Consider the following 6734-nt stretch of genomic DNA (forward strand, 5'->3'; position numbering starts at 1 on the left):
CCCACCCGTTCAGCTCGGGATCGCGGAACACGTCGATGATGACGCGGATGAAGATCGTGATGCACACGATCACCAGATAGAACCAGAACGACCAGATCAGGAAATCCCAGAAACTCATGACGGCTCCGCTCCCTCTCGCGACGCGGGAATCGCTTCGCGTGGCCGAAAGCTACGTCACCGGGGCGGGGCGTGGCTATACACGATTAGGCGCACCGGAAGATGACCGGACCTCAACAGCGCGTGACGATGACCGATGGTGGAGATGGGGGAATCGAACCCGCGCCGAGGCCCTCTTGGCCCGAGAAGCCGGCAATCCGCGGAATCCCGCGCTTTTCGAGAGCCTTGTGATCATGTGCCGTTGGTCGCCTCTGCACAACTCGCAACCGGAGGCAGATGCGCCAGCAGCGCTAAAGGTCTCCAGACTCGCTTTTCGCCGGTGGAGCCCTCGGCTCTTGCCGAGCGCCGCCAGCCAAAACTGAGCCTGGAGACGGGCTGGGCAGGACGCGACTGGTGCATGATGGAACCTTTCCGGCCGATCGGACACTAGGGGATATGAGCAACGTTGGGTTGGACGAGGCGGACGCCTGGTCCCGGGCGCGAGACGGGGATCCCGACGCGTTCACGTCCCTATTCGACAGGCATCGCGACCGTGTGTTCGGTCACGCGCTGCGACTGGTCCGTCAGCCGCATGATGCTGAGGACGTCACTGCCATGGTGTTCCTGGAGGCCTGGCGCCGCCGCGACGCCGTGCGCCTTGTCGACGGCTCGATCATCGCCTGGCTGCTGGTCACCGCGAACAACACTGTGCACAACCTCGAACGCGGTCGCCGCCGTCATCGCGTGGCGCTCGCGCGCATGTCTGGAACCGGTCACGAGCCTGATCACGCAGACGGCGTCGCCGACGACCTCGACAACCGGGAACGGGACCGACGCGTCCGGGACGCGTTCGCCAGCCTGTCCAGCGCCGACCAGAACGTGATCACGCTCTGCGTACTAGAGGAGTTGCCGCTCGCAGATGCGGCACGCACCCTCGGCATCCCCGTCGGGACGGTCAAGTCCCGGCTCTCCCGTGCCAAGCGCCGCCTCGGCGACCTTGCGCTCGTCTCAGAACCGATCCCCGCCTTTGAAGGAGGTGCAGAATGACCGCCACCGGCCCCGCCTTCGACCCGGCGCGCAGCGCCATCCTCCGCGACATCCTCCACGAAACCGTCGCCACTGCACCTGCGCGCCCTTCCCGCACACGTTTCGCTCTCGTCGGCGGCCTCGTCGGAGCGGCCGTCCTGCTCGCTGGAGGAACCGCCGCGCTCGCACTCAGCGGCGCCCTACACTCCGGGCCGCAGGAGCCCGCGCCTGGGCCGGCTCCGACACCGAGTGTCACCTCCACGCCGACCGCGACCCCGGCGCCCACTTCGACGCCATCCAGTCGCCGCATCGCCGTCCAGACCACGCCGATCCAGCGGCATGACGTCAACGAGTTGGGAGCGGCGCCGTGGTCGCTGGACCTCCCGGGCACAGGACGGTCCTGCGAGCAGCACCATGTCTACGACATCGCCGACGGCCTCGCTCTCGTTCAGCTCGGGGCACATGTCGTCGGCGACGGCAACCCGGATTGCAACGATGACCTGCAGCACGTCTCGCTGTCCCTGGTCGACACCCGACAAGGCACGGCCTTCTGGACGCGCGAATGGACCTGGCACGCTGCGCCACTGTACGACGTCGGCGTCATGGTTCTCGGGACGTCGGGACGGATCCTCGTCGTCGACGAGGCGTTGGGAGGCGGACCGCACGACGTCATCGACCTTGCCACGGGTCGGACTCTGGCGGATTTCGCCGGCGAGAAGGGCGACATCCTGTTCAACGCGCAGGCCGTCCCAGGTGATTCGGGCGATATCGTCATGACTACTTCTAAGTCGATCGTCCGGGTCGACCCCCGCGACGCACTCAGTCCTCGGTGGTCAACCGAGATACCTGGCAAGTCGGCTTCGGTCCACCCGATGGTGGGCGACACCGGCTTCTTCCCCGTCAGCATCGTGTCGACCGCGCCCGGTCCCGACGGGGGCCCCTACGAGTCCGCGCGCATCGACCTGCAGACCGGACGGCTAGACCCTGGCCCGAGCGCCATCGCGCTCATCCAGACCGACTCCCATCCAGCGGTGATCTCCCAGTACACCGCGGGACAGCCCACCGAACTGGCTGGTCTCGACCGATCGGGTCAGGAAACCTGGACTCGGCGGCTCCCACCGGGCTCCGATGTCTGGGCCGTCAGCACATCGAGCAGTGTCCCTGGTACCGACGTGAACTATCCGGGCGCGTCCGACCTCATCGCCGTCGTATCCACCTCAGAGCTGACCATTCTGGACTCCACCTCGGGAACGGAACGCTGGTCCGCCTCCACGGCACGATGCGGTCTGACGAACCGTGTCGCCGGGTCCTCTCCTCTCGTCACCGTGTTCGTCGATCCCGGAAACGACACCCTGACGATCGTCCACGACGGCACCGGCACCTGTACCTTCACAGCGTCGACGGGAGCACCTCAGCCGCTGCCGGACCTGCCGAGCGGGTCGGGTCTTCTCTTCGGCGCCGACAACGCCTACGTGTTCTCGATCCCACCCAGTGGCGACCTCACAGCATTCGACCGGCAGAGGGGGACGAAGCTGTGGAGCTCGACCGCCACGAACCCGGGCTCATGGTTCTTCGCAGGCGGCTATCTCGTGCGCTTGAACGGCGACCAATTGACAGCTGTGGGTTGACACGCTGCGGATCGAAAGCCGAGGATGGCAAGCTGCGCCGGGCGTCGGTCGACCGTGCGGAGCTAAGTCGAAGCACTCCAAAGGATGCTCAGCCACAAGTCGTCCGCGATGACACTCGACGCGTACGCGAACCTGTTCGAAGAACCAGGGCGCCCGCCGAGCCAGCCTTGCCGACAAGTGGGCACTCAACTGACCCCGCGCCCATAGATCGTGTAATCACATGAGCTCCGTTAGAACAAACGAGATCACCTAATGCCCATAAAGTGTGCAATGTGTGGGCACGCGACCGAATCGGCCTGATGACGCGGATCTCAACAGCGCGTGACGACGACCGATGGTGGAGATGGGGGGAATCGAACCCCCGTCCACTGCTGTGGTCATGTGCCTTCTACGGGCGTAGCCAGTGAAGTCGCTTTCTCGGCCCCGGAGCTTGTCGCTGGCACCTGCTCCGACGGGCCCAGTATCAGTGGAAGTCCCTCTGCGCCCTGATGCTCAACGCAGAAGCAAGTTCTCTAGCTGACGCCAGGATCCGGGTAGAGAACGATTCCCGGTCTGACGGTCTCTTCAGATGGCGAAGGGGAACTTACGCCGCGAGGGCGAAGTCGGCCTTGGCCGAGACAGTGCTCTTGTTATTGGCACTTATTTTTTCGCATGGATCGTTAACGAGATAACCATGCATCCTCGACCCGCTTCTCACACTCTCGCAGACAATGTCGAAACCGATCATCCCCGTGCGACGGCCGTGTGGCCGGGTCGTTGTCACGCGCTGTTGAGTTGTCCAGATACATACTCGCCGCTCGGGCGAGCTTCTAAGCATACAACAACCGTCGGCGGTGTTCTATGCCACGATCGGTGAATGGCCGACACGATCATCACCGTCCAGGGCGAGTACGAGCTGCGCCACCCCGCGGAGCGCGGCAGCGTTCGGCTGCAGGTCGAGTACGAGGGACCGGACCGGCAGGAGACGCTCGCCCTCGCCACGCAACGGCACGCCTCGCTGGTCGCGGAGCTGCGCGACCTGCATGAGCCGCAGAACGGCCCCGTCACGCAGTGGTCCTCCGACCAGATGCGGGTGTGGGGCGACCGGCCGTGGAACCAGGACGGCCGCAGGCTGGACCCGGTCTACCACGCGCAGATCGGGATCGACGCGACCTTCTCCGACCTCAGCGCGCTCAGCGACTGGGTGGGCGTGGTCTCCCTTCAGGACGGTGTGACCGTGCAGGGCGTCACCTGGAGCCTCACCGAGGCCAGACGCCAGGCGCTCACGCAGGAGGCGCGGCGGCGGGCGGTCGAGAACGCGGTCGCGAAGGCGACCGTGTACGCCACCAGCCTCGGCCTGAGCACGGTGCGGCCGCTGGCGCTCAGCGACCCCGGGATGCTCGGCGACACCTCCTCCCCTGGCCAGCCGCCGCAGCCGATGTTCGCGCGCGCGGCGTCGGCGGACCTCGGCGGCGCGACCCTCTCGCTCAAGCCGGAGGAGCTGACCATCGCCGTCCAGGTGCACGCCCGGTTCGCCGCGTCCTGACGCGGCCGACCGCGCTGGCGCGTCAGGCGGCGAGCGCTCGCCCCACGAACGCGACGTGCTGCGGGTTCATCCGCAGCCAGTACGCGTTGTTGTGGCCGCCCGCCTCGAAGCCGCCCGATGGCGCGGTCGCGAAGCCGCTGACGTAGTCCCGGTCGTTTGCGCAGAACCCGTCCCCCGTCCCGCAGTCGACGCGGACCGCGACACCGTCCAGCCGGCCCTGGCGGCCGAAGACAGTGTTGCGTGCGAAGTCGGCGGCGTCGTCGAACGCCCCGTTGGCGCTCTGCGCGAACGTGTGCCAGAGCGCGGGGCTCGCCGCCGCGACGGCCGCAACCCGCCCGGCGCCGAGCTCGCCGGCCAGCCGGAGCGCGCCGTACCCGCCCATCGACCAGCCGAGCAGACCGACCCGACCCGTGACCAGGCCGTGCCGGGCGAGGAGCGGGAGGAACTCGTCCACCAGCATCGCCGCGGAGTCCTCGCCGGAGCGACGCGGATGCCAGTAGCCGTTGCCGCCGTCGACCGACGCGATCGCGTACGGCCGGCCGCCGCGGGCGGTGTACTGGGCGAGGAAGGCGTCCAGACCGTGCGCGCGGGGGCCGAACGCGGTGCGGTGGCTGTTCGAGTAGCCGTGCAGGGCGATGGCGACCGGGAGGCGGTCCCCCGGCCCGTGACCGGGCGGATAGCTGACGGCCCATCCGCACGCGGCGCCGAGCCGGGCGGCGGAGCGGAACGAGCCCTGGACGAGCGGACCGGTCGCGACAGCGGGCACGGTCCCCGCCGGTCCGTCGAGTCCGAGCAGCCGGTAGAGGGTGGAGCGACCGGGCAGGACGCCGGCGAACGATGCCGCGGGCACGCCGACCCCCACCGCGACCGCCGCAGCGGCGCCGCCGACAATCAGAGTGCGCCGCGAGACGCGGCGACGGGCAGGCGCCGGGGCCGCATCCGGCTCCGCGGGCTCGTGTTCTGTCACCTCGTCATTCTGGCGCTGCGGACGAGGACGGACCGGAACGACACGGCGCTGCGCGGCGCTAGCTGCCGGGGGTGCTCGGTCCCGGCGTCGACGGCGGCCGCAGCGGGAAGTCGCTGAGTTTCAGGATGCGCGTCGCCGTGACGGTGTCCCCGCTGCGCGTTCCGACCACGATGACCTCGTCGCCGGTCGCGAAGTCGGCCGCCCGCTCGGTGCTGCCCGGCGTCCCGAATGCGGTCGAGGAGGTGATGCGGACGGTGATGGTCGTCCCGTGCTGGTTGTCGATCGTCCAGGTGCTCCCGGAGAGGGAGGCGATGGTGCCGCGGACGATGCCGCGCTGGCTCTGACCGTCGCCGCCCGATCCGCCACCCGATCCGTCGCCGGGGCGCCCGGGCTCGACCGGCAGCTGCGGGCCCCGGTCGCCGTCGTGCAGGACGCGGGACAGCATCGACCCGGAGTGCGCGAACAGGCTGCCGACCGCGAACGCGCCGACGCCGGCGATGCCGAAGAGCACCACGACGCCGAGCACGAGCGTGGAGATCGCGAAGGCGAGGCCGTGGCGGCGGTAGAACGGTTCCTGCGCGGGCGGCGGCTGCTGCCCGCCCCACTGCGGCGCCTGCCCCGCGGGCGCCCGCTCAGCGCGCGGCTGCTCGGCGCGCTGCAGCTGCTCCGGCCGGTCTCCCGGGAGCGGCTCCGTCGGCTGGTTGTCGTCCATGATCACAGGAAAGCATGCACTCTCCGCGATCGGGCTGGGAAGGCCTTATGACTCCGATGGGAATCAGGACGGCTCGACGAGCACCGAGCGCAGCTTCGCGAGCTCTACCTCGTCCATCCCGCCGTCCAGCAGGTACTCGCGGGCTCCGCCGAAGCGCCGTTCGAGCAGGTCGATCACCGTCTCCATCGCCTCGGGCGGGCTGCCGCCGAGGATGATCCGCAGGTCGGGCGTCACCTGGACGCCGTAGCCCTCGACCAGGGCGATCATGCCCTCCAGCCACGGACCGTCGAGGTTCCGCTGGGTGATTGCGTAGTCCGCGATCACGGTCGCACGGTCCACGCCGACCGCGAGCAGCGCGAGGGCGACGACGATGCCGGTGCGGTCCTTGCCCGCTGTGCAGTGCACGACGACGGCCTCGTGCGCCGTGTCCGCCACCTCGCGCAGCGCCGTGATCACGACGCCCCTGTGCTGCAGCAGGATCTTCTCGTAGAGGTCGACGAGCGTCGCGCCGACCGTGGCCTGCGAGGCGCCCGAGCCCTCGAACACCGGCAGCCGCAGCACGGTGATGCCGAGTCCGTCCAGGTCGTCCGGCATCGCGGAGACCTCGAAGTCGTCGCGCAAATCGATCACGACCCGCACGCCGAGCTCTTCGAGGCTCCTCCTGCCCTCCTCGCCGAGCCGGGCGAGCCCGTCCGACCGGAACAGCTTGCCGCTGCGGACGGCTCCGCCCGCTGCCGCGTACCCTCCGACGTCGCGGAAGTTGTAGGTGCCGTTGACCGG

The 6734-nt window shown here is 68.8% G+C and carries 6 protein-coding genes and 1 other RNA gene; 3 read left to right on the forward strand and 4 right to left on the reverse strand.

From position 1 onward, the window contains the following. The first annotated feature begins 552 nt into the window (after positions 1 to 552). Complete coding sequence (locus ACTHMF_RS07045; RefSeq protein ID WP_440316857.1) at positions 553 to 1143, forward strand: RNA polymerase sigma factor; 591 nt, start codon at positions 553 to 555, stop codon at positions 1141 to 1143. After that, positions 1140 to 2750, forward strand: coding sequence for an outer membrane protein assembly factor BamB family protein (locus tag ACTHMF_RS07050; RefSeq protein ID WP_440316858.1), 1611 nt, complete (start codon positions 1140 to 1142; stop codon positions 2748 to 2750). The genes ACTHMF_RS07045 and ACTHMF_RS07050 overlap by 4 nt, the downstream gene beginning before the upstream one ends. A 335-nt stretch (positions 2751 to 3085) precedes the next feature. Here the strand turns inward: ACTHMF_RS07050 and ssrA are convergent. Then, positions 3086 to 3481, reverse strand: a transfer-messenger RNA (tmRNA) gene (gene ssrA / locus ACTHMF_RS07055). A 125-nt stretch (positions 3482 to 3606) separates the two neighbouring features. Here ssrA and ACTHMF_RS07060 point away from each other — a divergent pair. Then, on the forward strand, positions 3607 to 4275 hold the full coding sequence (locus ACTHMF_RS07060; protein ID WP_440316859.1) for an SIMPL domain-containing protein: 669 nt from the start codon (positions 3607 to 3609) through the stop codon (positions 4273 to 4275). A 22-nt stretch (positions 4276 to 4297) separates the two neighbouring features. Here the strand turns inward: ACTHMF_RS07060 and ACTHMF_RS07065 are convergent, their stop codons facing one another. The 3 genes from ACTHMF_RS07065 to ACTHMF_RS07075 all read right to left on the reverse strand — a co-directional run. After that, positions 4298 to 5242: an alpha/beta hydrolase-fold protein gene (locus tag ACTHMF_RS07065; RefSeq protein WP_440316861.1), complete on the reverse strand. Its 945-nt coding sequence runs from the start codon at positions 5240 to 5242 to the stop codon at positions 4298 to 4300. Positions 5243 to 5300: 58 nt separating this feature from the next. Then, entirely contained in the window at positions 5301 to 5954 is a 654-nt protein-coding gene (locus tag ACTHMF_RS07070) for a DUF5666 domain-containing protein (protein ID WP_440316863.1), read from the reverse strand. Between the two features lie 63 nt (positions 5955 to 6017). Continuing rightward, positions 6018 to 6734: tyrosine-protein phosphatase (locus ACTHMF_RS07075; RefSeq protein WP_440316864.1), on the reverse strand; the 717-nt coding region annotated here is incomplete at its 5' end.

This window comes from Leifsonia sp. (assembly GCF_051955155.1).
In the GTDB taxonomy this organism is placed as follows: domain Bacteria; phylum Actinomycetota; class Actinomycetes; order Actinomycetales; family Microbacteriaceae; genus Leifsonia.